At 60.3% G+C, this 2825-nt stretch carries 2 protein-coding genes; one reads left to right on the forward strand and one right to left on the reverse strand.

What is annotated here, in order from left to right; translation table 11 throughout:
• Positions 1-818 (reverse strand): FAD/NAD(P)-binding protein (locus D183_RS0102470; RefSeq protein ID WP_026144122.1); only part of this gene is annotated, 818 nt, incomplete at its 3' end.
• 1474 nt (positions 819-2292) lie between these two features.
• On the opposite strand from D183_RS0102470, the gene D183_RS26215 reads away from it, so the two are divergent.
• The coding region (locus D183_RS26215) for a reverse transcriptase family protein (protein ID WP_198527627.1) at positions 2293-2825 on the forward strand (533 nt) is incomplete at its 3' end.

Here is a 2825-nt window from a genome sequence, read left to right on the forward strand (position 1 = left end):
AGGTGCGGACGCAGCGCATCCACCACGCAGCGCCAGTCCTCCACCACCGTGGTCAGTTGGCGCAGGCTGCGCACCAGGCCGCGCAGGTCGTGGCTGCGCAGCGCCTGCACGACGCTGGGCGGCAGGCTCACCGGCGCGCCCGGCACCGCCAGGTGCGCCTGCGGCGCCAGGCCGCGCCGCGACAGCGCGGTGATCGGGCCGCGGTGTCCGCGCCGACGCAGGGTCAAGGCCACATCGGCCATGGTCAGGCCGGTGCCGACCAGCAACAGCCGCGCCTGCGGCGGCACCTCGTCCAGCACGCCGTCCTGCCACGGCCAACCGATGTAGCGGCGATGCACCGCCAAGCGCGGGCCGATGCCCGGCAGCGCCGCCGGCGGCAGCGCACCGATCGCCAGCACCACCACGTCGGCGACCACGGCCTCGCCATTGGCCAGGAACAGGCGGAAGCCGTCCGGATCGCGTTCCACCGCCACCGCCTCCTCGCTCACTCGCGCCACCTCGACCGGCGACGCCGCCAGCGCGGCCGCCAGGTGCTGCTCCAGGTACTGGCCGTACTGCAGCCGTGGCAGGAACGCCATGCCCTGCGCCGCATCCAGGTGCAGCGCCGCGGCGAAGCCGCCGGGATCCTGCGGATCCACGCCCAGGTCCTTGGCGCGCACGTTCAGCAGGTGCTCCGGCCGCGCCGCGCCGTAGGCGACGCCGCGGCCGAAGGTGTCGGCCATGCCGACCAGGGTGATGCGGCTGGCGGTGCCCTGGCGTGCCAGCGCCGCGGCCAGCACGTTGCCGCAGAATCCTGCGCCGATGATCGCGATTCGCATGGCACGCACCTTGGCCGCTCGGGGCGTCCTTTGTGCCCCGGATGCGGCGCGCAGGTGTAAATCGCCGGTTAATGCGTGCGCTGCGCGGCATGGCGATCGGGCATCAGCAAATGCGCTCGGCACATAAGCGATGAGGAGCGCGGAGATAGCGCTGTTCTCTAGCGTCGTCTGCGGCGCACCACCTCTGGCCGACGAGCCGTAGATCTAACAGTTGGACCACTAGACCATGACTAGATTGGGACCTCCGCCACCCCTAGATTTTCCCTTTTAAATTGGCAGTGCATCCACTTCCACTCCGTATTTAAGTTGCGACAGCCACAAACCAAATTGCATGGGACTAAGGTGGTAGCCCCTCAGCACGATATCGTTCTTTCTAACTAACGCTTCGGCATCTTCGTGCAATTCCTTCCTACTAGGTGCTCCCTCGAACGTAATGCCGACGAAGAAGAACTTATCGTCAGTGGCATGCGCAACCAAAACGGGGCCGCCGCTGATCCCACTGAATCCCCAACCATGGTCCGAAGTAAGCGTAGACCAAAGGATGTAGGTAGGCCTCTCCTGCGTTGGGAAGTCTGTCGCTAGGCTCGCCGACACCCTCGGCATAGGCGCCACCAACTTGCCTTCGTCCTCGTACTTGTGCGCGTCGGGAAAGCCGAATGCCAACCAAGTCGACTGTATCGTCGTCCATTCCGGTTCGGTCCAGGTATCAAGATCGATCGCCTCAGCATTACGTTCATCTTGGAACTGTGTCCAAATTTCGGTAGCGTCCGCGATTGCGATATCCGGCCGTTCCGCGTTTTTCTATCTAGCGCGGTTAGCGCCTCCTCGTTGTCGACATCTGCTGAGTCGGGGAAATCTCGGCAACTCTGGAAGCACCACCGATAGGTTCCTTGTCGCGTATACCGGCCGAGCTGGTAAATACTCCTGCCGGAGTGGAGCGTCGGTACGATGTGTCGATTGTTCCTGACACTGGCGCTGAAGAAGGCTGACAGGACATGGTGGCAAGTCACGACGTAGAAGCGTGACTGGAACTTTACGAACGTCGCCGTAGCGCTGGTTACCGAAGTGTCGTGACCGCTATCCAGTAACAATCCGTTGCCAAATGGCGGCGCGCAGAATCGGTGGACACGTCGATCAATTTCTTTGCTGGTCGCAGCAATAGGAATCATCCTGGTCGATCCTTCTCTTGATCATCATTCTAGAATCCTAGTCCTTGCCAGGCCCGTTGTCGCCCAGCCCTACTCCCTCCCGGGCAGGATCTCGGCCATCGAATCCATCTGCTGAATTGCAGCAAACACCATTGAACATCCTTAGGGGTTCAGGTAATGTCCATCCATGGCGCACCTCACCAGGTGTTTAACCTCCGTCTACTGATTGAGACGGAATTCCAAAGTTAGCTGATGCCGCTGTGCGTACGTTACGTTATGCGCGATGTCGCACGTTGTAAGGGTGAAAACGGTGAGGTGCGCCATACATGGATATTGAGAGCCTGCGATGCGTTCACAGCTATGACTCTCTGGGAGTTCTATTTGGGGTTCCTGGCTCTACACTGAAGAACAACCTATACAAGTCCCGGGGGTACACGGACTTCACCATTCCTAAGAAGTCCGGCGGCGTTCGCTTGATCTCCGCGCCTGGCCGTCTAAGGAAGAAGCTTCAACACAAGCTTTTGCCTGTGTTGTACAGCGCCTATAAAATGGGGCCTAACGTGCATGGCTTCGCTAAAGGCCGAAATGTAAGGACTAATGCACTGCCGCACGCTACCAGAAAGGTAGTTATAAATTTCGACCTTAAAGACTTTTTCTCCTCCATCAGCTTCCAACGGATCCGCGGCGTCTTTCTCGGAACTCCACTGCGACTCGACTGGTCGGTTGCCAACATTCTTGCACAGATCTGTTCACTGGATGGCGTGATGCCCGCTGGCGCACCAACTTCACCAGTGCTTTCGAACATTATTTGCGCAAAGCTTGATAAGAGACTTTCCGCATTGGCAGCCCGGCTTGGTGG

Source organism: Xanthomonas sp. SHU 199 (assembly GCF_000364665.1).
Lineage (GTDB): Bacteria > Pseudomonadota > Gammaproteobacteria > Xanthomonadales > Xanthomonadaceae > Xanthomonas_A > Xanthomonas_A sontii.